General features: G+C 31.1%; 21 protein-coding genes. 7 read left to right on the forward strand and 14 right to left on the reverse strand.

What is annotated here, in order from left to right; all coding sequences use genetic code 11:
* Nucleotides 1–11: 11 nt before the first annotated feature.
* The 10 genes from CW733_RS05085 to CW733_RS05135 all read right to left on the reverse strand — a co-directional run bounded on the left by CW733_RS05085 (nucleotide 12) and on the right by CW733_RS05135 (nucleotide 8550).
* On the reverse strand, nucleotides 12–224 hold the full coding sequence (locus tag CW733_RS05085; RefSeq protein ID WP_100996172.1) for a DUF4266 domain-containing protein: 213 nt from the start codon (nucleotides 222–224) through the stop codon (nucleotides 12–14).
* Nucleotides 217–1206 carry an FAD:protein FMN transferase gene (locus CW733_RS05090; protein WP_369806628.1) on the reverse strand — a complete coding sequence of 330 codons (990 nt, stop codon included), beginning with the start codon at nucleotides 1204–1206 and terminating at the stop codon, nucleotides 217–219. The genes CW733_RS05085 and CW733_RS05090 overlap by 8 nt, the downstream gene beginning before the upstream one ends.
* Nucleotides 1196–1633: a thioredoxin family protein gene (locus CW733_RS05095; protein ID WP_100996174.1), complete on the reverse strand. Its 438-nt coding sequence runs from the start codon at nucleotides 1631–1633 to the stop codon at nucleotides 1196–1198. Before CW733_RS05095 ends, CW733_RS05090 begins: the two co-directional genes overlap by 11 nt.
* Nucleotides 1634–1726: 93 nt before the next feature.
* Complete coding sequence (serB, locus tag CW733_RS05100; protein WP_100996175.1) at nucleotides 1727–2950, reverse strand: phosphoserine phosphatase SerB; 1224 nt, start codon at nucleotides 2948–2950, stop codon at nucleotides 1727–1729.
* Between the two features lie 33 nt (nucleotides 2951–2983).
* Nucleotides 2984–3469, reverse strand: coding sequence for an ABC transporter ATPase (locus CW733_RS05105; protein WP_100996176.1), 486 nt, complete (start codon nucleotides 3467–3469; stop codon nucleotides 2984–2986).
* Between the two features lie 53 nt (nucleotides 3470–3522).
* Entirely contained in the window at nucleotides 3523–4314 is a 792-nt protein-coding gene (locus CW733_RS05110; RefSeq protein WP_100996177.1) for a (Fe-S)-binding protein, read from the reverse strand.
* A gap of 15 nt (nucleotides 4315–4329) precedes the next feature.
* On the reverse strand, nucleotides 4330–4662 hold the full coding sequence (locus CW733_RS05115) for a hypothetical protein (RefSeq protein ID WP_100996178.1): 333 nt from the start codon (nucleotides 4660–4662) through the stop codon (nucleotides 4330–4332).
* Between the two features lie 429 nt (nucleotides 4663–5091).
* Nucleotides 5092–6402, reverse strand: coding sequence for a 4Fe-4S dicluster domain-containing protein (locus CW733_RS05125; RefSeq protein ID WP_100996180.1), 1311 nt, complete (start codon nucleotides 6400–6402; stop codon nucleotides 5092–5094).
* 18 nt (nucleotides 6403–6420) lie between these two features.
* Nucleotides 6421–7383 (reverse strand): MlaD family protein, encoded by a 963-nt coding sequence (locus CW733_RS05130; RefSeq protein WP_100996181.1) that lies wholly within the window; start codon nucleotides 7381–7383, stop codon nucleotides 6421–6423.
* Nucleotides 7384–7437: 54 nt separating this feature from the next.
* Nucleotides 7438–8550, reverse strand: a complete 1113-nt coding sequence (locus CW733_RS05135) for an N-acetylmuramoyl-L-alanine amidase (RefSeq protein WP_100996182.1) — start codon at nucleotides 8548–8550, stop codon at nucleotides 7438–7440.
* Nucleotides 8551–8688: 138 nt separating this feature from the next.
* On the opposite strand from CW733_RS05135, the gene CW733_RS05140 reads away from it, so the two are divergent.
* On the forward strand, nucleotides 8689–11415 hold the full coding sequence (locus CW733_RS05140) for a putative LPS assembly protein LptD (RefSeq protein ID WP_198520109.1): 2727 nt from the start codon (nucleotides 8689–8691) through the stop codon (nucleotides 11413–11415).
* Between the two features lie 148 nt (nucleotides 11416–11563).
* On the forward strand, nucleotides 11564–11944 hold the full coding sequence (locus CW733_RS05145; RefSeq protein ID WP_100996184.1) for a Rid family detoxifying hydrolase: 381 nt from the start codon (nucleotides 11564–11566) through the stop codon (nucleotides 11942–11944).
* A gap of 97 nt (nucleotides 11945–12041) precedes the next feature.
* Here CW733_RS05145 and CW733_RS05150 read toward each other — a convergent pair whose 3' ends face one another.
* The 4 genes from CW733_RS05150 to CW733_RS05165 form a co-directional block, all read right to left on the reverse strand.
* Nucleotides 12042–12908 carry an N-acetylglucosamine kinase gene (locus tag CW733_RS05150; RefSeq protein WP_100996185.1) on the reverse strand — a complete coding sequence of 289 codons (867 nt, stop codon included), beginning with the start codon at nucleotides 12906–12908 and terminating at the stop codon, nucleotides 12042–12044.
* A 94-nt stretch (nucleotides 12909–13002) separates the two neighbouring features.
* Nucleotides 13003–14004 carry a type I glyceraldehyde-3-phosphate dehydrogenase gene (gene gap, locus CW733_RS05155; protein ID WP_100996186.1) on the reverse strand — a complete coding sequence of 334 codons (1002 nt, stop codon included), beginning with the start codon at nucleotides 14002–14004 and terminating at the stop codon, nucleotides 13003–13005.
* Nucleotides 14005–14021: 17 nt separating this feature from the next.
* Nucleotides 14022–15008 carry a 6-phosphofructokinase gene (pfkA, locus tag CW733_RS05160; protein WP_100996187.1) on the reverse strand — a complete coding sequence of 329 codons (987 nt, stop codon included), beginning with the start codon at nucleotides 15006–15008 and terminating at the stop codon, nucleotides 14022–14024.
* Nucleotides 15009–15279: 271 nt separating this feature from the next.
* Nucleotides 15280–19677 (reverse strand): translocation/assembly module TamB domain-containing protein, encoded by a 4398-nt coding sequence (locus tag CW733_RS05165; protein ID WP_232730399.1) that lies wholly within the window; start codon nucleotides 19675–19677, stop codon nucleotides 15280–15282.
* A gap of 129 nt (nucleotides 19678–19806) precedes the next feature.
* Here CW733_RS05165 and tsaD point away from each other — a divergent pair, with 129 nt between their 5' ends.
* The 5 genes from tsaD to CW733_RS05190 all read left to right on the forward strand — a co-directional run bounded on the left by tsaD (nucleotide 19807) and on the right by CW733_RS05190 (nucleotide 23295).
* Complete coding sequence (tsaD, locus tag CW733_RS05170; RefSeq protein ID WP_100996189.1) at nucleotides 19807–20829, forward strand: tRNA (adenosine(37)-N6)-threonylcarbamoyltransferase complex transferase subunit TsaD; 1023 nt, start codon at nucleotides 19807–19809, stop codon at nucleotides 20827–20829.
* Nucleotides 20830–20904: 75 nt separating this feature from the next.
* Nucleotides 20905–21135 (forward strand): hypothetical protein, encoded by a 231-nt coding sequence (locus tag CW733_RS05175; protein ID WP_100996190.1) that lies wholly within the window; start codon nucleotides 20905–20907, stop codon nucleotides 21133–21135.
* A gap of 167 nt (nucleotides 21136–21302) precedes the next feature.
* Nucleotides 21303–21938, forward strand: a complete 636-nt coding sequence (locus CW733_RS05180) for a peptidylprolyl isomerase (RefSeq protein ID WP_100996191.1) — start codon at nucleotides 21303–21305, stop codon at nucleotides 21936–21938.
* Nucleotides 21939–21947: 9 nt separating this feature from the next.
* The gene (locus CW733_RS05185) at nucleotides 21948–22652 is read left to right on the forward strand and encodes a 16S rRNA (uracil(1498)-N(3))-methyltransferase (protein ID WP_100996192.1); all 705 of its coding nucleotides are present in this window, start codon (nucleotides 21948–21950) and stop codon (nucleotides 22650–22652) included.
* A gap of 1 nt (nucleotide 22653) precedes the next feature.
* The gene (locus CW733_RS05190) at nucleotides 22654–23295 is read left to right on the forward strand and encodes a DUF4159 domain-containing protein (protein WP_100996193.1); all 642 of its coding nucleotides are present in this window, start codon (nucleotides 22654–22656) and stop codon (nucleotides 23293–23295) included.
* The last annotated feature ends 50 nt before the right edge of the window (nucleotides 23296–23345 follow it).

Consider the following 23345-nt stretch of genomic DNA (forward strand, 5'->3'; position numbering starts at 1 on the left):
CCTTGTTTTACTTAATTACAACCGCAACCACCACCAGATTTTCCACCATTAGCACCAGAAGCACCTTCGCGATAAACCTGAAACGCTGTTTCAAAACGATCAATTTTTTTTTGAGCCAATGCCATATCAGGATCGCTCAAGTTTACTTTTTCATACTCCTTAACTACTGTACAAGAGCTAAAAGAAATAATAAGTACAACTAAAATAGTTACTTTTTTAATCATTATTTAATGTATTTAATTCTATGTTTTCTGATGTAATAATGCTATTATTTTCGTCAATAATAATACACTCTACTCCTTTCAATTGATTAATAAAATTTAATCCTGTATCTTTTCCCATTACAAAAATTGAAGTTGCCAACGCATCTGCTAATTCTGCAGTTTTAGTAAAAATAGTGACGCTTAAAATACCAGTTGCAGGATAGCCTGTTCTTGGATCTATAATGTGTGAATAAAGTACATTGTTAAATTTTACATATTTTTCATAGTTACCAGAAGTAACTACAGCACTATTATTTACTGGTAACCAAGAAAATACTTTTTCCTTATTTAATGGATTTACTATAGCAACCATCCAATCTTTACCACTAGGTTGTTTTCCCCAAGTATTTAAATCTCCAGATGCATTTATAATCCCAGATTTAACTCCTTTTTCTATTAATAATACTTTGGCTTTATCTGCAGCATAACCTTTTCCAATGGCGCCAAAGCCAATTTTCATTTCTTTTAATTTTAAAAAAACAGTTTGATTTTTTTTATCTAAAATAATGTTTTGGTAACCAACTTTCTGAACAGACTTTTTTATAATTTCTTCAGAAGGCATTTCTGTCATTGTGCCATCAAACTTCCAAACCTTATCCATTGAAGCATAACTAATGTCAAATGCTCCTTCGGTTAATTTAGATATTTTTAATGAGCGTTCTATTAAATTAAACAACTCAGTATTAACCTTTACTGGTTTAATTCCAGCGTTTTTATTTATTAAAGACGTTTGAGAATTTTTATCCCAAGAAGAAATTAATTTTTCTATTCTTGAAATTTCAGAAATAGCACTATCTATATATAAATCGCCTTGCTTTTGAGAGTTTGTAACAACAGTAATATCAAATCGACTACCCATTAATATTAGGGTTTTGTTGTAGGTTTCTTGACTAAAACTAATAGTCGAGATTAAAAGAGATAGTATAAATACTCTAATTTTCAAAAGCTGTTAATTTATTAAAGAATGATTCTGGAATTGTTTTTTCGTAACCTAAACTTCCTAATGCTTTTCCTTTTGCATCTAAAACAACAACGTAAGGGAAATATCCATTTGGATTATATTTTTCTGCTAAAGCATTATTGTGTTCTTGTTGTTCTATGGAAAGTTTGTTTTTTTTCCTTTTTGGAAAATCTGCTTTCAACATTACAAAATGATCTTTTGCTAAATCTTGAAACGCTTTAGTACTCCAAATTTCTCTATCTAATTTAATGCATGGTGCACACCAATCTGAACCTTGAAAAACTATAACTATGCTTGTGCTATTTTCAGTGGCTATTTGTTTGGCTTTATCTAAATTATTTTGCCATTCTTGAGCAAAACAGGTTAAAGAAATTAATGATATGAATGTAACGGTAAGTATTTTTCTCATTTTAAAGGCTAAAATTGGTTTAATATTATTAAGCTAATAACGCTATACTTATCCAATTGTTTTGCAACTAATGTTACAATTGAGTTAAAATTACTATTTTAACAAATCAATATGCTTGTCATGATAACCCAATAAATATAATACACCGTCCAAACCAATACTAGAAATTGAGCTTTGCGCATTGTCTTTAACCTTTGGTTTTGCATGAAACGCGATACCTAAACCTGCTAGATTTAACATGGCTAAATCGTTAGCACCATCACCAACAGCAATGGTTTGACTAATGTTTAAACCTTCTTTATTTGCTATTTCCTGAAGATATTCTGCTTTTTTATTGCCATCTACAATTTCTCCTAGATAATTACCTGTAAGCACACCATCAATAATTTCTAATTGGTTTGCATAAACATAATCGATACCTAATTCTTTTTGAAGGTAGTGACCAAAATAAGTAAAACCACCAGATAAAATAGCTGTTTTAAAACCGTAACTCTTTAATGTATCTATTAAACGTCTTGCTCCTTTTGTAATAGGTAAATTTATAGCTACATCTTGAAGTACTTCTTCTTTTAAACCTTTAAGTAGTTTCATTCGTTTTTTAAAACTCTCCTTAAAGTCTATTTCTCCTTGCATGGCAGATTCTGTAATGGCTCTTACCTCTGCTCCAACACCTGCTAAATCTGCTAATTCGTCTATTACTTCGGTTTGGATTAATGTAGAGTCCATATCGAAACAAACTAAACGCCTGTTACGTCTATAAATATTATCTTCTTGAAAAGCAATATCCACATTTAACGCTCTAGAAATTTGCATAAATCTCTCTGTTAACTCAGACTTATTCTCAATTCTACCACGAATTGATAATTCTATAGATGCTCTTGGGTATTCGTCTTTTTTAATTAGCGATGTTCTACCAGTTAAACGTTTTATGGCATCTATATTTAGGTTTTTATCTGAAATCACTTGGGTTACCATAGAAATTTGCTCAGCAGATAATCTTTCTCCTAAAATGGTAATTATATAACGGTCTTTACCTTGAAGCGTTACCCATTTCTCGTAGTTTTCTAATGTAATTGGTGTAAATTTAGCTTGAATACCAAGTTCGTAAGCTTTAAAAAGTAAATCTTTTAAAACTGGTGAAGAATTTACTTCAGATTCTATTTGAAATAATATACCTAAAGATAAAGTATCGTGAATATTGGCTTGACCAATATCTAATATTTTTGCACCAGAAGATGCTAAAACTGCTGTTAAACTTGCTGTTAATCCTGGTTTATCTTGACCTGAAATGTTTAATAAGAAGATTTCGTTCTTCATAAGTATATTGAAAAATTACTAAAAAGGAATCGTTTAATTTAGGAATCTATTATGCCAGCTATCGCTTGCTGGAACTTCCCAATTTTCGTTTAACTCTGCAATATTAGTCACAAGGTTATTAAAAACGATTGTGTTTTTAGAAACGGCTTTTTGTTTTGCCATGGCTCTAAAATCGGTTAAGGTTTTATAAGCAACAAATTCTCCTTGTTTGTAGGATACATTCATTTTATCCATTAAATCTACACCATATTCTTTTTCTAATTCCTGAATAAATCGAACTGAAGCATCAATACTACAACCTGTTGCTGCTTGAGAATCTTGATCTATAGCAAGAATAATAAAACGCTTGTATCTAATATCAAATCCTGCGTTTAAGTCGCTTCCATGTGCAGTCCAATTTGTAATAAAGATGTTTAGCTTTTCTTTTATAGCTTCTAGTTCTGTTTCAGAGAATGAACGATTGGCTTGATATATCCAGATTTTTGAGTGTTCTGGGAGTGTATTGAATTCTACTAGCATTAGTTTATTTTTTTTATGATTTTGGATTACGCATCAAGTGCGGAATGACAAACTTATAAATTTTGAGAACTTGCAATTAATTCTGCAATATCCATAACTTTAATTTCGTTCTCTTTTTCTTTAACTTTTACACCATCAGACATCATAGTCATGCAATAAGGACAACCTGTTGCAATTATATCTGGATTTGTTTTTAACGCATCTTCTGTACGAAGCTCGTTAATGTCTTTATCTCCTTTTTCTGGTTCTTTAAACATTTGAGCTCCTCCTGCTCCACAACATAAAGCTGTAGATTTACTACGCTTCATTTCTAATAAAGTAGCGTTTAATGTTTTTAAAACATCTCTTGGTGCTTCGTATTCTGAGTTTGCTCTTCCTAAGTAACAAGGATCGTGAAAAGTAATACGTTTACCTTTATAGTCACTGTCTTTAATTTCGAGTTGCTTTGTATTAATTAACTCTTTTATAAACTGTGTATGGTGCAATACTTCGTATTTACCACCTAAACCTGGATATTCGTTTTTTAAACAGTTAAATGAGTGCGGATCGCAGGTTACTATTTTTTTAACTTCGTAACCGTTTAATACTTCGATGTTCATTATAGCTTGCATTTGAAACAAGAATTCGTTTCCTGCTCTTTTTGCAAGATCTCCTGTTGCGCTTTCTTCTGTTCCTAAAACAGCAAAGTTTACGTTTGCTTTGTTTAGAATTTTAACAAATGCTTTTGTTATTTTTTTTGCTCTATCGTCGTAACTTCCAGCAGAGCCAACCCAAAATAAAATATCTGGTGTTTTACCTTCTGCCATCATTTCTGCCATTGTTGGCACTATTAGTTGTTCGCTCATGTTACTTAATTTTGTTTACTCTTCTTCTTTTATGCTTGCAAAATCTGTTTTTGCAATTCTAATATAGACTGCTAATTTCTTTTTGCCGTCTACTAACTTATTTTTTGGATTTTGCTTTTCACCATCAGCTCTCCTAATAGCATCCTCTCCTAACAATGTTAATTGTGTTTTAGAGCAGTAATCGCAAAATACTTTTTTTAATGTAATGTTTATTGGTTTGCCTGCTTTGTATTCAATTTCTGTATAGGCTTTTATTTGTAACGAATCTTTTTTAAAACTTTGAGCAGACACTATTGTACAACATAAAAACAGCACAAAAATTAGTGTGTATTTATATTTGGTGTTCATAGTATTCTCGTTTTATTAGTTTTTTACTTTTAAAAAGAAAAAATATTTATCGCTTTTAAAAGAAAAATTACTAGAACTGTAGCTCCTCCACTAATTAATAGTGAACCTTGCCAATAAAAAGTTCTCGTTCCAGATAGTATCCACATTTTATTATTATAATCTTTTTTAAAATGACCAATAGTTAACTTCCAAAAGATGAAAGTAATTATCAAAAAAAGAACTGTTGCTGTTATCCAAATTTTAACCATTTTTCAAATTTTAGTTTATACTTTTTATTGTGGTCTACTTAATTCATTTTTAACATTTACTGACCATTAATTTAGTAATAGTATTAGTAAGTATTGCGTTAAGGATTGATGCGGCATCCTTTTTATTTTTCTTAAAAAGATATAGCGGAAAGCCTGACCTTTAGGTAACGCCCAAATTATGCTACTCGTCTTTCCAGTTTAATCTATCCATTTGGTTGTATGGCCAAGGTGCTCCATTGTTTTCAATATTTGTCATCATATTGTTAAGCTCCATTGGTGCTGCGCTTTCTTCCATTACGAGATAGCTACGCATTTCCATAATAATATTTAATGGGTCGATGCTTATTGGGCAGGCTTCTACACAGGCATTACAGCTGGTACATGCCCACAACTCTTCGGGTGTAATGTAATCGTTTAGTAATTGCTTACCATCGTCTACAAATACGCCTTTGTTGGCGTCTATGTTTTTACCTACTTCTTCTAGACGGTCTCTGGTGTCCATCATTATTTTACGAGGCGATAATTTTTTGCCTGTTAAATTTGCTGGACATTCGCTTGTGCAACGTCCACATTCTGTACATGAATATGCGTTTAGTAAGTTTAACCAACTTAGGTCTTGTACGTCACTTGCTCCAAATTTTGCAGGAGGTTCATCGGTTACATCTTCTGCTGGTGCTGCGTAAGGATCTGCGTCTGGATCCATCATTAACATTACTTCTTTGGTTACAACATTGTTATTTGGAAATTGCCCTTTTGGTGTTAGTTTTCCAAAATAGGTGTTTGGAAATGCTAATAATATGTGTAAATGTTTAGAATAGTATAGGTAGTTTAAAAACACTAGTATACCTGTTATGTGAAGCCACCATGCACTACGTTCTATTATATGTAAGGTTTCTGGATTGTCGCCAAATAATGGCGAGATGAATTGACTAATTATGTTTCCTGAGTTTAGGTCTTGAAATGATGAATCTGTTGCATTCATTACCAAGAACAAGGTCATTAAAACCATTTCGAAATATAGAATGAAGTTTCCATCGTTTTTTGGCCATCCAGTCATTTCTGCGCTCATAAAACGTTTTAGTTTTATAATGTTTCTACGAATCCAGAAGACTACTACTGCTATAAAAACTAAGGTTGCAAGAATTTCGAAAGTTCCGATTAGGAATCCATAAAGTGATTCTGGTAGTACTTGATGTCCTATACGATGTGTTCCAAATAAACCATCGATAATAATTTCTAAAACCTCTATGTTTATAATTACAAAACCTACGTAAACTATAATATGGAAAAACCCTGAGACTGGGCGTTTTACCATTTTGCTTTGCCCTAAAGCAATCATTGCCATGTTTTTCCAACGCTGTGGTTTATTGTCGTTTATCTCTTTATCTTTTCCTAACTTAATGTTACGAAATAATTTTTGTACATTTTTCGCAAAGAAACCAATGCCTACAATAAGGATAATGGCAAATATTATGTTTGGTAGGTAATTCATTTTTGGTTGTTAGTTAGTTTATTTTTTTTCTTCAATTTCGTTGCCTTCGGCATCGTAACGTTTTGCTTTTTTTCCAAATAATGAAAAATGTACATAACGTTTAGGATTTAGTTTCATATCCTCAAGTAATTCTTCCATTTGCTTTGAAGCACCTTCAAGATTCTCGTAAAGTTTTTCGTCTTTTAATAATTTCCCAATAGAACCTTCACCATTTTCTACACTTGCCATTACATTGTCGAATTTTTTAATGGTTGCTTGCAACTCTTCTACTGTTTTGGCTATATCTACTTTAGCTAATTTATTAGTCATTGTAGTAAGGTTTCCAGAAGTAGTTTCGAAATTAGTAAGTGTATTATCTAATTTTGCTTTGTTAGTGTCTATTAAACCATTTAAAGATTTTGCTGTTGCATTAAAACTAGCTACTGTGGCGCTTAAACCAGCAATACTATTTCTTAAGTTTGCTTGTGCTTTGGCATCGAAAATATTGTTAAAACCAACTAAAAGCGTATCGGTTTCACTCATTACTTTTTCTATTTTTTCTTGTAATGGTGTTAAACGCTCGTTAACTAGTTCCATCATGCCTTCTTTTGTTGTGCTTGTAAGGTAGTCTCCAGTTTTTGCGTTTTCAGCATTATCGTAGGCTGGAAGGATTTGTATTTCTTTTCCGCCAATAAATCCATTTTGGAACAATTCTGCCTTACTGTTTTTAGAGAATTTAAAATCGGTATCGACACTCATTTTTACAATTAAAGTCCCAGATTTTTCGTCTTCAAAATAAATGTCTAATACTTTTCCAATAGCGTAACCATTAACGGTTACAGGTGTTGATGGTTTTAAACCTTCTACATTATCGTATTTAGCATAAACAATTATATCGTTCTCTAAAAGGTTGGTGCCTTTTAGATAGCTGAAACCAAAAATAAATAAAGTTATTCCTGCAATAGCTAATATGGCTGTTTTGACTTCTCTGGATATTTTCAAATTGAAAGTGTTTGATTTGGTAACAAAAATAAAATAAATAAACTAAGAATGGTTCTATTTTGCGCCACTATTTAAGGCTTTTTGCAAACTTATGCGCTCACCATCTCTGTAGGCAACAATAAATGCGCTTTTAAATCCTTTTTGTTTAGCAACCTTTTTCATTTTTTGTATTTTATTAATGTCTGAAGTATAGCCATAAAAATACTTATATAACTTTCCTTCTTTATCTCGTGAAACCTCTTTTAAACCTTTAAAATTATAAGATTTAGGCTCTACTTTTTTTGAAGCTGCAGCAATTTGTACTTTAAAAATGGTGTTAGGAATTATTTTTTCTTCGGCAGGGATAACGGTTTCGTTTTCATCGTCTTTAATAATTATATAATCGGAATCCACAAAATTACCATCAATTTGCTTTTTATAACTTACAATACCATCTTTTATAGCTTTAGACATTTCCGTTTGCCCTTTATTAGAATTTAAATATGAGCCTTCTTTTTTGTAGGTTAAAAATCCTGTTTCAACTAAAACACTTGGCATATAAGTATTATGAAGCACCCAAAAAACATCTTGTTTTACTTTTCTGTTTTTACGCTTTAGTTTTACCATTTTTTCTTGAATAATGTTTGCAACCAGAATACTATTATCTAAGTTTTCTTCAGCAAGTGCGCTTATTCCTATTAATGATTCTGGTTTATCTGGATTAAAACCAGAATATTTTACTTCATAATTATCTTCAAGATATATTACTTCATTCTCTTTTTTAGCAGTGCTTAAATTTTGAGAACTTTTACTTAAACTCATTACAAATGTTCCTGCTCCATGTGCTTGAGAGGTGTGTGAATCGCAATGTACCGATACAAATAAATCTGCATCTGCCCTATTTGCAATTGCTGCTCTTTCTCTAAGCTCTATAAAAACATCTGTTTTTCTAGTATAAATTACTTTAAAATCATGCATTTTCTCTAGAGCAGCACCAACTTTAAGAATTATATTTAAAGCTATTTTTTTTTCTTTGAAGCCACTTCCTAAATTCCCAGGATCTTTTCCTCCATGTCCAGCATCTAAAACAACTATAAATTTACCAGACTCTGTTTGTGCATTTACAGATAGTGATACTGTTAATGTTATTATAATTAATAAGAAAAGCGTTTTTAGTTTCGTTTGCATAGTGATATAACCAATTTTATAAGCGTTTAGTATGGATTTACAAATTATATAGATATGATAAATTAATCATAAAAAATATATGTAATTTTGTGAATTCAAATATCGAGCCATACTTTAGCAAAAATACACACAAAAGCATTGCATACAAATAGAATTCACATACTTTTTGCCTTAAGTTTTACAGTGTTTATCAACACTTTTAGCTTTGCCCAAGTTGATGGCGAAGATAAAAGCATTGAAATTCCTAAAGAAAAAGAGGTTGAAACCATAAAGCCTTTTACTAAGGTTAACGACTCGATTGTTATTCCTGTTGAAAAATTAATTGCAACAAAAGAGACTGACTCTACAGAAACAGATTCTATAAAACCAAAACCTGCTCTTTTACAAGCTATAGTAACTTACAAAGCAAAAGATTATAATGCCTTTAATAGAAAAGAGCAAAAAATGTATTTGTATAATGAAGCTCAAGTAAATTATACAGATATGGAAATTACTGCTGGTTCTATAGTTATAGATTACAGTAAAAATTTAATTTACGCAGGAAGAACAAAAGATACTGCTGGTGTCTATTCTCAAAGACCTGTTTTTAAACAAGGAGATAATCTCATAGAGCCAGATTCTATGATCTTTAATTTTAAAAACAAGAAAGCAATAATTTTTAATTCTAATACCGAACAACAAGGTATGAAAATTAGATCTGAGCGTTCTAAAAAAGAAAATGATTCGGTTTATTTTTTAAATAAAATGCGAATTACCACAGCTGAGAACGAAGATGATCCCGAATATTATTTCATGATAGACAAGGCTAAACTTGTTCCAAACAAGAAAATTGTAGCAAGTTCTGCTCAAATGTTTATTTACAACGTTCCTACTCCTATTATAGTTCCTTTTGCCTTTTTTCCATTAAGTAAAAAACAAACGTCTGGTGTTATATTCCCTAGTTTTGGAGAACAAAATGATCGCGGATATTTTCTACAAAATGGAGGTTATTATTTTGCTATTAGTGATTATGTGGATTTAGCCGTTTTAGGAGATTATTATACTAATGGTAGTTATGGTTTGCGTTTAGAAAATAATTATAAAAAACGTTATAAATATAATGGTCGTCTAGGTTTTAGATATGAAAATCTAATTACTAGTGAACGTGGTTTTTCAGATTATGCTAAAACTACTGTATATAATTTACGTTGGTCTCATACTCAAGACACTAAATCTAGCCCAAGTTCTCGATTCTCAGCTTCTGTAAATTTAGGAAGTAGTAATTATTATCAGCAATCTCAAAATCAAGTAAATACAGCTAGTTTTCTAAATAACACCTTAGCTTCTTCAGTATCGTACTCTAAAACCTTTGAAGGCGAACCACAGGTTAACATGAGTTTAACTGCCACACATTCGCAAAACACGCAAACTGAAGCAATAAATCTAACCTTACCAACCTTACAAGCTAGTGTTGGTCGTGTTTATCCTTTCGCTCCTAAAGTTGGTTCAAAGAAAGGGATAATTCAAAATATAAACTTGCAATATAGTGTAAGAGGTGAAAATAGTATAAAAACTACAGATTCACTTTTTTTTAAAAGTGAAATGTTTGATGATGCAAAAATTGGAATGAAACACTCTATTCCTATTACTACCAATTTTAAAGTTTTTAATTACTTTAGTGTAAGTGCTAATGCAAGTTTTGACGAAGCATGGACATTAAATACAATTAACCGTTATTATGATAGTGATCTTAGTAAAACAATAACCGAAGACATTAAAGGTTTCGATGCCTATAGAACCTATAATTTTGGTGCAAGTGTTGGTACAACTGTATATGGACAGTTTAATTTTGAAGATGAAGGTGAAGATAAAAAAATAAAAGCTATAAGGCATGTTATGCGACCAAGCATTAGTTATAACATAAATCCAGCTTTCGATAGGTATTACGATTCTTACGAGGTTACAGATATTAATGGAGAAACCATACGTGAAGACGAGTTCTCACGTTTTGAAGGCAGTCTCTTTGGAGCTCCAAACAAAACCTATTCTAGTTCTATTGGCTTGTCGTTAAGTAACAATATTGAGGCTAAAGTAAGAGATAAAGACAGTACAATAACAGAGGCTAAAAAAATTATTTTATTAAATAATTTAAACTTTTCAACTTCTTATAATCTTGCAGGAGATTCTTTACGTATTAGTCCCGTTAGAATGAGTGGTGGTACACAACTATTCGATAATAAAATGAATGTTAATTTTGGTGCAACTCTAGATCCTTACGCACTAGATAATAACAATAAAAAGGTAGATGAATTTAATATAAAAAATGGTGGAAGTTTATTTAGGTTAACAAGCGCAAATCTTACTTTAGGTTACAGCTTAAATAGTAAAGGCAACGACAAAAAGTCTAATACTAGTGATAGAAGTCGAACTGAAACTTTAGACAGTGGAGGTCGTGATGATGATTTATTTGGACGTTCTCAAGATTTTGCAGACCAGCGTTACAACGAAGAAGACGATGAAAAAGAGGAAGAACTTGGAGATCTTTACAACTACAACGTACCATGGAATTTACGTTTAGCTTATGCAGTAAATTACTCAAATGCTCAGCGTCAAGACGAGATATCTTCACATTCTTTAATGTTCTCTGGCGATATTGAAATTTCACCTAAATGGAGTATTGGAGGCTCTTCTGGTTATGATTTTAAAAATCAAGGCTTCTCTTATACGCAATTACGTTTTGCAAGAGATTTAATGAGTTGGCGTATGAATTTTAGCTGGATACCTTTTAGTAGTAGAAGTTCTTGGAATTTCTTTATTGGTATAAAATCTAACATATTAAAAGATTTAAAATACGAAAAACGTCTAAAGCCAGATCAAGGGCTGTAAGTTAATATTCAGTTTAGAGTCTCAGTTAGCAGTGCTTACTCAAACTTTTAAAACGAAATTTGATTTCCAACTATGCTCAAGTTGGCACAGAATTAAAAAACAACTTAAAAATTTCCGTCTACGCGGAAATAAAAAAAAGAATACTTTTATGAAAAAAATAATAACAACAAAGCACGCTCCTGCTCCAATAGGACCATACAATCAAGCCGTTTTAAGTGGGAATACTTTATACACATCTGGACAAATTGCGTTGCATCCAGAAACTGGTGAATTAGTTTTAGATGATATTTCAACTGAAACAAAACAAGTTATGGAAAATATGAAAGCAGTTTTAGCTGCAGCAGACATGACCTTTGAAAACGTAATTAAGTCCTCAATATTTATTAGTGATATGAATAATTTTGGAGCAATAAACACAGTTTATGGAAAGTATTTTAATGAAGCTACTGCTCCTGCTCGTGAAACTGTAGAAGTTGCAAACTTACCAAAGTTTGTTAATGTTGAAATTAGTATGATTGCTGTAAAATAATATTTAACTTATCTAAAAAAGTTACGCCTAAACATTTGTTCAGGCGTTTTTTAGTTTTATGACACTGTCCTAAAGTACAATTATTATTACATTAGTATTAATTAGTTTTGGTTTTACAATGATACTTCACCAAACCTTCAATAGGTCTCCTTTCAAAATTCCCTGTCTTAAAACCTAATTCTTGTGCAACTTCTATAATTTCATCTTTACAGAAAAAAGCAATAGATCCAGCAAAATGAACTGGAACCGTTTTTATTTCTTCTTTAAACTGAAGAATCATGTTTTTTGCAAATACGCGAATACCTCTTTTAATAAGTTCTTTTATGTATTTTGAGTCCTTATTCAAAATCATAAACTCAGCAAAATTGGCTAAGTATGCGTTTGGATTGGGTTGCTTATAAAGGTTGTATTTAATAAAATCTGCTTCCAAATTGTATTTATCTGCAAAAGCAATTTTAATACCTTCTGGCATATGATTAAAATAATAATCACGAATTAACTGCTTACCATAATAGTTACCTGAAGCGTCATCCATTAATGTATAACCTAATGAATGCACACGTTGCTCTAACTTTTTGCCATCAAAATAACTACAATTAGAACCTGTACCTAAAATACAAACCACAGCAGCCTCATCTGGAGTATTTATTGTTGCAAATACAGCAGCCAAAGTATCTTCATTTACTTCAACATTAGCATTAGTAAAAATTTGTTGTAGAACTACTTTTAATGCTAATCTTGGATTTTCGGTACCGCACCCTGCACCATAGAAATAAATATTAGTAACCTTCTCTTTGTTCTTTTTTAGATCTTTACTCTTTAGAATAGTTTTTTTTAATTTCTTTTCAGAAAGAATAGCAGGATTCAAACCTTTTGTTCTAATTTTTTCTAGTAATTGATTACCTTCTTTGTCTACTGCAATCCAATCACATTTTGTAGAACCACTATCAACTATTAATATCATAATCTAAAGTTATTTTAATTTTTTAAATAAAAAAGCGCAATAAAAGTTTTGAAACTTTAAACTGCGCTTTTAAAATTATAATATAGACAAAAGCTTATAAGTTGTTTACTTTTTCAGCTAAATCTACTAATTTATTAGAATATCCAAACTCATTATCATACCAAGATACTAATTTGAAGAATGTAGAGTTTAATTCGATTGCAGAATCTGCATCGAAAACACTTGTTTTAGTTTCACTAACAAAATCTTGAGACACCACAGCATCTTCTGTATATCCTAAAACCCCATTCATAGAACCTTCAGCTGCTTTTTTCATAGCGGCTTTAATTTCTGCTAAAGACGTTGCTTTTTTCGTTTTCACTGTTAAATCCACAACAGATACATCTACAGTTGGAACTCTAAATGCCATTCCTGTAATTTTCCCATCTAATTCTGGAATTACTTTTCCAACAGCTTTAGCTGCTCCTGTAGAAGTAGGAATAATATTATTTATTGCACTACGACCTAAACGATAGTTTTTACGTGATGGTGCATCTACTGTAAATTGTGTAGAGGTTGCAGCGTGAATAGTTGTCATTAATGCTTCTTCAATACCAAAATTATCTTCGATAACTTTAGCTAAAGGCGCTAAACAGTTTGTTGTACAAGATGCGTTAGATACAATTGTATGTGCTGCAGTTAATTTGTTATCATTTACTCCCATTACAAACATTGGAGCATCTTTACTTGGTGCAGAAATTACTACTTTTTTAGCACCACCTTGAATATGATAATCTGCTGTTTCTAAAGTTGTAAAAATACCTGTACATTCTGCAACAACATCTGTTCCTACTTCATCCCACTTTAAGTTTTTAGGATCTCTTTCTGCAGTAACTCTAATTGTTTTTCCATCGACAACAAGGTTACCATCTTTAACTTCAATAGTTCCATCAAATCTTCCATGCACAGAGTCATACTTTAATAAATACGCTAAATGCTCAACATCTAATAAATCGTTAATTGCAACAACATCTACATTGCTACGCTTAACAGTCGCTCTAAATACAATACGACCAATTCTACCAAATCCGTTAATTCCTAATTTTAATTTTGACATAATTCTACTTTCTATTATTATGTGGTCATAATATCTGACACACGAATTAATTCTTTATTTACTTCTGATTTTCCTTTTACTGCTTTTTCTAAAGGCGTTAATGCTATTTTATCGCTTAATAGACCAACCATAAAATTAGATTTGCCTTCCATTAAACTTTCTACAGCCTTAACTCCCATTCTACTTGCTAAAACACGATCGAAACACGATGGAGGTCCACCACGTTGCATGTGGCCCAAAACCGAAACACGCACTTCGTATTCAGTCATGTTTTCTTCAACATAATCTTTTAATTCGAAAACATTTTTACCAATTTTATCACCTTCGGCAACAACAACAATACTTGAAGATTTACCTGATTTTTTACTTCGTCTTAAAGACTCTAATAAACGATCTAAACCTAAATTTTCTTCAGGAATTAAAATCTCTTCTGCTCCTGCTCCAATACCAACATTTAAAGCAATGTGTCCAGCATCTCGCCCCATAACTTCTACAAAAAACAGTCTATTATGAGAACTTGCTGTGTCACGAATTTTATCTATACATTCTACTACAGTGTTTAATGCAGTATCGTATCCTAGTGTATGTGATGTTCCAAAAATATCGTTATCTATAGTACCAGGTATTCCCATTACAGGAAAACTGTATTCTTGATTAAAAATTAGTGCACCATTAAATGTACCATCTCCACCTATAGTTACTAGAGCATCCACTCCTTTTGCTGTTAAAGCATCGTATGCTTTTTTTCTACCTTCTGGTGTTCTAAATTCTTTAGAGCGTGCAGATTTTAAAATGGTTCCTCCTTTATTAATAAGACCTTTTACGTTTCTTGCAGTTAATTCCTTAAAATCACCCTCAATCATACCTTCGTAACCACGATAAATCCCTACACATTCAATATTATGAAAGGCACAAGTTCTAGCTACAGATCTTATTGCGGCATTCATTCCTGGAGCATCTCCTCCAGAGGTCATTACTCCAATTTTTTTTATCTTTTTAGACATTTATTTACCTTGTTTGAAGCTAAGCTAGTAAAGTAAATTAATATAATACTACGTATTTGTTAAAAATTAACAAGTGTATTTTTACTATAACGTTTTAGTTAGTAAAATTGTTTAAAAAAGGTTAAAAAAGTGATTAATTATGAACAATTAAATTGTTAAAAAATCACTTTTCGAAATGAATTTGGGTTGTTTAAATAGGGCTGAATTAATTAATAATAGGTAAATTAATTTAAGCTTAAAAAAATATACTTTAATAGAATGAGATAAAGAATTAATCTTTCTTTATAAATTCGAATCCAGAAGGAAGCGGATTGTCTTTTTCTTCGGAAATTGGTTTTTTTTCAGGTTCTTCTTCTGGAGTTTCTTTTTCTTTTTTATTAAAGATTTTTCGAAGCAATTCACCAAAAGTATCAAAATCTACAGAGTATGCTAAACCAAGTCCTTGTGTATAACCTATTTCTTCTCCAAAATTTCTAATACTATTTTCTCTATTAAATACCGTTGCAGTTAGTGTACCTTCTTCATTTAATAAGAAATCTACTTGTACGTCTCCTGCGATTACAGAGTCTCCTGCGCCTCCAACTGGAACACCTACTTTACCATTAATAAGAACACGATCCGTAATTTTTGTTTGTAACGTGAAGCCTACGCGATCGTCTGTATTGTAATCTGGACGATTTTGTCCAGCTTCGTAATTTAAACCTATTTTAATTTTATTATCTGCATCTGTAAATATCCCGTTAATAAGACCATTAATACGCTCTGCAATAGTTCCTGTAAAATTTACATCTTGTAATTGCCTGTTAAAACCGCCTGTCATTAATAAATATAATGCTTGGTTTTCTGTATCATCTTTGGAGTCTAACCTGTAATTTAACTCAGATTTAATTGTTGAACTGGCATTAGGAAACTCGAATCTAAATTCAGGATCTGGTCTTTCTAACTTACCTGATAGGTTAATTTCTAATTCTACAGGAATGGTTCTATTTATTGGGTTGTCTAATAATGGAGAAGGATTCGTTCTTGTTTTATAGATTGCTTGAATTTTAATTTCGGCATCTAAAGGTTTTCCATTCCATGCTATTGTACTTTCGTAAGGTTTTACACTAAATTCTTTTTGTACAATACCACCATATAAAAAATTATAAACACCTTCGTACACTACAAAATCGCCATACATTTCGAATTTATCATTTGTATTAATATTAAATAATAAACTTCCATTTCCGCGACCACGAATAGTACTTCCGGATTCTTTATCCATTACAATTTCTATAAGCGCATCTTGTGTTACATCTAAATCGAAAAAGAGTTCTAAACCAGAAATGTTTTTGGTTTCTATTATTTTACCTTCAGATTTAGCTAGTTTTTCTTCAGGAGTTAAAAAATGAATAAAAGAGTTGTCGCCAAAAGATTCTACATCACTTAAAGGAATATAGAACTCTGTTCCCTCTTTAGTTTCAGCTTCCGCAGTAATTCTTAATGCTTCGGTTGGACCAAAAATATTTGCACTACCTGCAATAAATCCAGTTCCATAATACAAGGCCTCTTCTGTCTCTTTAGTATCTAATACTAAAAGTCTATCTGTTTCTAGAGCTAAATTTAAGCGCCATTTTGCAAAGTTAATATGGCTTATAGTACCATCTAATAGTCCTTTGGTATTATATTTAACGTCTGTTATTTTAATATTATTAAAATTAAAATTTTGGTTATCTAATGTTACTGATGAGTTGTTTTCGAAATCGAAATCTACATTTAGATAAGGTACTTTTAAACCTCCATTATCAATACGCAATGCGCCATTAAAGTTAGGTTGTTTTAAATTTCCAACAACTGCAATTTTACCAGTAACATCTCCTCTAACCCTACTTAATGCGGGCTCTAATAAAGGTGATAATATATTTATATTGAAATCGTTAAAAAGCAAATCTATAGCTATTGATGCGTTTTTAGAAGATAGGTCGATATCTCCAATAGCTTCAAAAGATTTTTTTGTATCGTCTTTAATATTAGCTCTTACAGTATAATTAGTAAGCGATTGATTGCCTTTTATGTTCGCATCGAAAGATCCAAAATAAGTATTGTTAATCTCTAAATCGTCTATTGTAATTGTAGAATTAGGAAGGTAGCTTCCGTTTTTTTGAAGTAAATCTAACTTACCATTTACATTACCTGCTAAAGACAAACTGTCTATTCTAGGCGTAATTTTAGCTAGATCTACATCTTTAAAATTAAGTTTTAAATCTTTGTATGTAGAATCTCTTACAACTCCAGCAAGCCTTATTTCTTCGTTGTTATGGCTTAAAACAAGTTTTTCTATGTTGAAATCTTTAAAACCATTAGCTATCTCAACTTTATTGTACTTATCTGATGCTTCATTAAGTTTCCAAAGGTTGTCTTTAAAGGTAACTTCGCTTGTTTTAAAACCTACAACAGAGTTGTTTTTTTCGTTAATAGTATGATAGAAACTAAGGTTGTATTCGTCTGTATTAGTATTTCCGCCTTTAAATTCGCTACGCATATAAAGCGTGTCGTTTAAAGTTACGTTAATTAAATTGAATTTAGAAATGTTATAAAAGTTAGTGTTTAGACTATCTATTTCTACATAAGTATTAAAAAGTGGGTTTTTGTTATCTACCTGCACTTCTATTTCACTTGCAAAATACTCAAGCCATTCTATTTTTGGAGACTTAAACGTTAGCTTAAACTCTTTTTCGTCTGTTTCTACACGACCTCTTACATAGGTGTTTTTTCCTAACTTTAAATCTGGATAAAACACTTCAACTATTTTATTATAAATTTTAAAGTTAAAATTTATAAACTGATCTGTATCTATTGCATTTGGTGGCTGGCTTGTATAAATGTCTTTAATAGAGTTTTCGAATAAATTTGGAACATCCTTAAAAAGGAATTCACCACGCATTGTGCCTTCTACTATATCTGGAGAGTTAACGTTAATAATGTGTTCTTTGTCTTCAAAACTTGATGTTACAGCAAAATCTTCAAAATAGTAATCGTCTGTTTCGTTTTTATAATTTGTTTTTTTGAAAGTAATATTACCAACAGCATCATCTAGCGTTGTGCCTTTCACCTTCATTTGCACATTCCCTTTAAAGAGTGACAGAGAATCTCTTGTGTATAGATTTAGTTTCTTTAAATTGGCATATTCAACATTTGCAGAAAAATCGAATGTATTAACATCTGTAGATAAATCTGCCAATCCATTAAATTCTACTTTAAGGTTTTGGTCGTTTGCAACAAGCTTTCCATTAAAGACACTTTGCTCGTATTCTCCATTTACCACTATGTTTTGGTAGTTGTATTTATTATAATTTATAGCGTAAACATCTCCTTTAATTCCTGTTCTTAAATTTTCTTTTTTAAAACCAAGTCCATCTACATCGAGATTAGAAGATATCTCTCCCAAATTTGGATCTTCTAGAAATAAACCAATATTAAACTGATCGAAAATAATATTCCCTTTATAAGTCGCATGATCTATATCGTCTACATTTGTTAAACTTAAATTAGATTTTATAAATCCAAGATCTGTATTAATATTTAGATCTGCATTAATTTTTGTTGGTGTAATATTAGTAGTTCCTTTAATAACAAAATCTCCAAGTTTATCGAATATTGAAGGAATAGAAGCGCCTAAAACATTAGGTAGTAATCGTTTTAAGTCTTTGTAGTTTGAAGTTAAGTTAGAAAAATTACCATTCATAGCAAAGTTGTTCTCTTCACTATTTAATAGATTTTTAAAAATAATATCACCATAAATTTTGGTGCTCGTACTGGTGTTTAGTCTTAGGTTACTAAGTTTTAAATCGTTTAAAGTACCAGATATTTCAGTATTAAAACGAGCACGTTGGTTAACACCAAATTCGTCATAGAATACATTTAATTCATCTAAAGCAATATTAGCATCACTAAAATGAGCTTCTACTTTTACTTTATTTTCAAAATCTTTAAAATCTTCTCTATCATAATTAAATGTTAGATTCCCTTTAAGTGTTGAATTCTTGGTTTTAATACTAAGATCATTAAAAACCATATTTTCAAGCGTATATTTAAAATTAGTAGACATGTTTTGTATTACCAAACCTCTACTATCTAAAAACGAAAGCGTATTTATTCGTGTACTTACATCACTACCATTAATTAGAAGATTTGTGGCATTAATATCTAATTTACTGAACTCAAGCATCTTGGGAGTTTCTTTATTCTCATCTATTAATCTAAAGATACCGTTATATATAGACACATCGCTTGAAGATAATAGGAATGTACTTTTTTCTAATCTTGGATTTTCGTCATCAAATCTTGCAACAAAAATATCTAGATTTGTATCTGTTTCTCCTTTATAGGTAACCACATTAAAGATAAGATCTTCCATATCTATATCTCCAAAATTTAAAGTACCATCAAATAAATTCCTAAAATTTATAATTGAAGTATTCAACTCTGTAGCACTAATAAGTGTATCCTGTTTAAAATCGCGAATTAAAATTTCTTTTAACTCAACATCTCCATTAAACTGAAGTCCTACTTTACCAATATTTATATCGGTTTTAAAATCGTCGTTAATACGCTTAGTAATATAGTTCCCAACTTTAGTTTGAACAGCAGGAATAGAGAAAACCAACACCAAAATGATGAAGAGAAGCAATAAAATTGCTATTAATTTGCCTACTATTTTTAGAAATTTCTTGATGAGCGTTTATAAGTTTAAAAAGCTACCTTTGTTTTCGATTAAATTCAATTCAAAATTAACAATTATAATGCCGAATATTAACTAATGTCCTCACAAAATATTTATATACTTGGTATTGAGTCTTCTTGCGACGATACATCGGCTGCTATACTGTACAATGACACTGTTTTAAGCAATGTTGTAGCAACCCAAAAAATTCATGAAGAATTTGGAGGTGTTGTACCAGAACTAGCCTCTCGTGCTCACCAACAAAACATTGTACCTGTAGTACACCAAGCCTTAAAAGAAGCTAATATTACTAAAGAACAACTACATGCTATTGCTTTTACACGTGGACCAGGTTTAATGGGTTCACTTTTGGTTGGTACAAGTTTTGCAAAATCTTTAGCTTACGGTTTAGATATTCCATTAATAGATGTAAACCATATGCAAGCCCATATTTTAGCACATTTTATTTCTGAAGACGGTTTTACTAAACCAATCTTTCCTTTTCTGGGTATAACAATTTCTGGAGGTCACACACAAATTGTTAAGGTAACCAGCCATTTTAATATGGAAGTTATTGGAGAAACTATTGATGATGCTGTTGGTGAAGCTTATGATAAAAGCGGAAAAATACTTGGTTTAGGTTATCCTGCTGGTCCAGAAATAGATAAACGAGCACAATTAGGAAACCCAAAAGCGTTTCAATTTACAAAACCAAGAGTTGCAGGATTAAACTTTAGCTTCTCAGGTTTTAAAACTGCTGTGCTCTATTTTATACAGCGTGAAGTTAAAAAGAATCCAAATTTTATAGCCGAAAATCTAAACGACATCTGTGCTTCTATACAATACACTATTATTGGTATTTTAATGGATAAACTAAAGCTAGCAACCAAAGAAACTGGTATTTCACATATTGCAATTGGTGGAGGTGTATCAGCTAATTCCGGTATTCGAAAAGCATTAAAAGATGGAGAACAAAAATTTGGCTGGACTACTTACCTTCCAAAATTCGAATTCACAACCGATAATGCAGCCATGATTGGTATTGTTGGTTATTTAAAGTATTTAGAAAAGGACTTTGCCCAAAGCGACGTTATGGCTTCTTCTAGATTGAAGATATAAATATTCGTGAAAAAAATATAACGAACAGATAGCAACTAAAGTTTTATTCTGAAGCGTTTACCGAAAAGAAAATGTTTGGCGGACTCACTTTTTACACAAAGGAAAAATGACTATTGGTATTATGAAAAAGTTTTAATGGTTAGAGTTATTGGTGATAAAATAGAAAACGAACATGTTAGACCAATAGATTTCACTAAAAAACCAATGAAAGAATTTGCTTATGTTTCTCAAGATGGTTTTAAAACTGAAATAGAACTATTTCATTATATAGAGTTAGGTTTTGAACATACAAAAAACAAATTATAATTATCTTTTACTTGTAAAAATCTTACTTTCAATAAATTACAATACTATTTGTAACCTTATAGAAACACCGTTGTTAAAATACTTGTTAATAACCTTATCAACTATTACAATAGACGTCTTAATTTTTCGTTTTTTTGTTCTATTAAATAGAAAATACATTTATTATAATGAATAAAATCGTAATCCTACTTTTACTAAGTCTATCACTTTCTACTTTTGCACAAACTAATGCTAAGAAAGAGCTTAAAAAAATTGAAACTTTAGAGCAAGCCGAAGAATATATTGGGGAAACAAAGTCGAAAAAGAAAAAATTAATGGTGTTTAACGAAGAAAAACATCAAAGTAAACTTGCTAAAGAACTTTTAGAAATGCCTGTAGGTCTAACAAAAACTGAAAGAACTCAGTTTAAAAAGACATTTTACAAAGTAATTCAGAAGGAAAAAGAACCACATTACAGAATAAGTTATATCTTTTTCGATGGTAATAAAATGCCTGTAGCCGAAATTTATAGACTTCGTAAAACAATTATGTTAAAATACGGTAAAGGTGTTGATTTTGGCGATTTAGCAAAAAAATACTCTATGGCAGAAAATGCTATAAAAGGAGGCGATTCTGGTTGGGTAAAAGATGGACAGTTACCTATTGAAATTGAAGAAGAATCAAACGATTTAAAGCATGAGTTAGATGCCATTTTCGATGTTGGTATTACAGACGACAATGGGTTTTATATTATAAAAAAAACACACAGATTACAAATCATAAAAGAAGTATACGTACTAAAAGTACAAGAAACTATAGACTAATTTTAAATAATGCAACTATTTTATAATCCTGAAATAACCGAAGAAACAACACAATTTTCTTTCCCAAAAGAGGAAAGCAAGCATATTGTAAAGGTTTTGCGTAAAAAAGTTGGAGACATCATGCACATTACTAATGGTAATGGTTGGTTGTTTCAAGCTGAAATAATTTCAGACAATATAAAAAACTGTGTTGCAGAAATTAAAACGAGTCAATTTAAAGACAAACCAAAATCTAACTTGCATTTAGCAGTTGCGCCTACTAAAATGAACGATCGGTACGAATGGTTTTTAGAAAAAGCTACAGAAATAGGTGTTCAAGAAATTACACCAATTATTTGCGATCATAGCGAACGTAAGTTCATTAAACATGAACGTTTCGAAAAAATATTGCAATCTGCAATGAAACAATCTTTAAGCTGCTATCTACCTAAATTAAACGAAGCTATTCCTTTAAAGGATTTTTTAAAACAAGATTTCTCAGACAATTTATTTATTGCTCATTGTGAAGAAACCAACCGGAAATCGTTAAAACAAGAACTGAAACAAAATCAAAACACCACTATTTTAATTGGTCCTGAAGGCGATTTTAGCACCAAAGAAATTGAAATGGCTATTAATAGTAAATTTATTCCTGTAACTTTGGGAGAAACACGCTTACGTACAGAAACAGCAGCAATTGTAGCTTGCCATTCTGTTGCTTTTACAAATGAGTAGTATGAAAAAACACCTAACAATTGCTTTATTTCTAATCTCTATAGTCTCTTTTTCTCAAGACTTAGCGATCTTAAAATACAAAGGTGGTGGCGACTGGTATTCTAATCCTACAGCACTACCTAATCTTATTAAATTTTGCAATGAAAATATAGATACAAAAATGAATGAAAAGCCAGAAACCGTTGAGGCTGGTAGTACAGACATTTTTCAATATCCGTTATTACACATGACAGGTCATGGCAATGTTTTTTTTAGTGAAGATGAAGCTAAAAACCTTCGCGATTACTTAATTTCTGGTGGTTTTTTGCATATTGACGATAATTATGGAATGCAACAATACATAACGAAAGAACTTAAAAAAGTGTTTCCTAATCAAGAATTAAAAGAGTTACCAGCAAGTCACGACATATTTAAAACTGCATTCGCATTCCCAAAAGGTTTACCAAAAATACATGAGCACGACGGCAAAAGACCACAAGCGTTTGGTTTATTCCACGAGAATAGATTAGTACTTGTTTTTACTGTCGAAAGTGATTTAGGAGACGGCTGGGAAGACCAGGAAGTACACAACGATCCTGCAGATATTAGATTGAAAGCCTTACAAATGGGAGCAAATATTGTGAAATATGCTTTTGAAAATTAGCAGTAATCAATTAGCATTGAACAATAATTAATGATTACTGATATATGATA

The organism is Lacinutrix sp. Bg11-31 (genome assembly GCF_002831665.1).
GTDB lineage: Bacteria > Bacteroidota > Bacteroidia > Flavobacteriales > Flavobacteriaceae > Lacinutrix.

What these genes read in the sequence shown, in the direction of transcription:
- CW733_RS05085 (WP_100996172.1), bottom strand. Translation starts at nt 224, where the DNA reads ATGATTAAAAAAGTAACTATTTTAGTTGTACTTATTATTTCTTTTAGC.
- CW733_RS05095 (WP_100996174.1), bottom strand. Translation starts at nt 1,633, where the DNA reads ATGAGAAAAATACTTACCGTTACATTCATATCATTAATTTCTTTAACC.
- serB (WP_100996175.1), bottom strand. Translation starts at nt 2,950, where the DNA reads ATGAAGAACGAAATCTTCTTATTAAACATTTCAGGTCAAGATAAACCA.
- CW733_RS05105 (WP_100996176.1), bottom strand. Translation starts at nt 3,469, where the DNA reads ATGCTAGTAGAATTCAATACACTCCCAGAACACTCAAAAATCTGGATA.
- CW733_RS05110 (WP_100996177.1), bottom strand. Translation starts at nt 4,314, where the DNA reads ATGAGCGAACAACTAATAGTGCCAACAATGGCAGAAATGATGGCAGAA.
- CW733_RS05115 (WP_100996178.1), bottom strand. Translation starts at nt 4,662, where the DNA reads ATGAACACCAAATATAAATACACACTAATTTTTGTGCTGTTTTTATGT.
- CW733_RS05125 (WP_100996180.1), bottom strand. Translation starts at nt 6,402, where the DNA reads ATGAATTACCTACCAAACATAATATTTGCCATTATCCTTATTGTAGGC.
- CW733_RS05135 (WP_100996182.1), bottom strand. Translation starts at nt 8,550, where the DNA reads ATGCAAACGAAACTAAAAACGCTTTTCTTATTAATTATAATAACATTA.
- CW733_RS05145 (WP_100996184.1), top strand. Translation starts at nt 11,564, where the DNA reads ATGAAAAAAATAATAACAACAAAGCACGCTCCTGCTCCAATAGGACCA.
- CW733_RS05150 (WP_100996185.1), bottom strand. Translation starts at nt 12,908, where the DNA reads ATGATATTAATAGTTGATAGTGGTTCTACAAAATGTGATTGGATTGCA.
- gap (WP_100996186.1), bottom strand. Translation starts at nt 14,004, where the DNA reads ATGTCAAAATTAAAATTAGGAATTAACGGATTTGGTAGAATTGGTCGT.
- pfkA (WP_100996187.1), bottom strand. Translation starts at nt 15,008, where the DNA reads ATGTCTAAAAAGATAAAAAAAATTGGAGTAATGACCTCTGGAGGAGAT.
- tsaD (WP_100996189.1), top strand. Translation starts at nt 19,807, where the DNA reads ATGTCCTCACAAAATATTTATATACTTGGTATTGAGTCTTCTTGCGAC.
- CW733_RS05180 (WP_100996191.1), top strand. Translation starts at nt 21,303, where the DNA reads ATGAATAAAATCGTAATCCTACTTTTACTAAGTCTATCACTTTCTACT.
- CW733_RS05185 (WP_100996192.1), top strand. Translation starts at nt 21,948, where the DNA reads ATGCAACTATTTTATAATCCTGAAATAACCGAAGAAACAACACAATTT.
- CW733_RS05190 (WP_100996193.1), top strand. Translation starts at nt 22,654, where the DNA reads ATGAAAAAACACCTAACAATTGCTTTATTTCTAATCTCTATAGTCTCT.